Raw genomic sequence first — 389 nt, 5'->3', positions numbered from 1 at the left:
GTTTGGTGGGCAATTTATATGTTTATTGTGGCACTTTATACGAAATGAGTAGGCAATTTATACGGTTTAGGGGGACATGTATGCTGTGAATAAATAAAAATTTTATTTATCAAAAAACTTACCGAAATTTCTTTTATTGGTTGGGCCGCGGTTAGCATAACAGCATAAACTTGAAATGAGGTAGAGAAATGAGCAGTAAAAATTCTCCAAAAATTGTTTTCGCTAATAAATTATTACATGCGGGTTATTCGCTAGAGGTTAATGAGCAGCGATTAATAAATCTAGCGTTGTCTAAAATTAATTCCAAAAAGTCTAACCCAGGAAAAATTGTGATTTATCCAACGGAATATGCCAAGTGTTTCGGCCTCAATAAAAGCAGTGTCTATGAG

At 33.9% G+C, this 389-nt stretch carries 1 protein-coding gene; it reads left to right on the top strand.

Annotated features, from left to right (window positions below; translation table 11 throughout):
* Window positions 1–188: 188 nt before the first annotated feature.
* The coding region (locus tag R0J88_RS18940) for a replication initiation protein (RefSeq protein ID WP_410900719.1) at window positions 189–389 on the top strand (201 nt) is incomplete at its 3' end.

Source organism: Pseudoalteromonas sp. SIMBA_162 (assembly GCF_046535955.1).
GTDB classification, from domain to species: domain Bacteria; phylum Pseudomonadota; class Gammaproteobacteria; order Enterobacterales; family Alteromonadaceae; genus Pseudoalteromonas; species Pseudoalteromonas marina.
The sequence above is the reverse complement of the archived record's forward strand: the minus strand, read 5'-3'. Positions and strand labels throughout refer to the sequence as shown.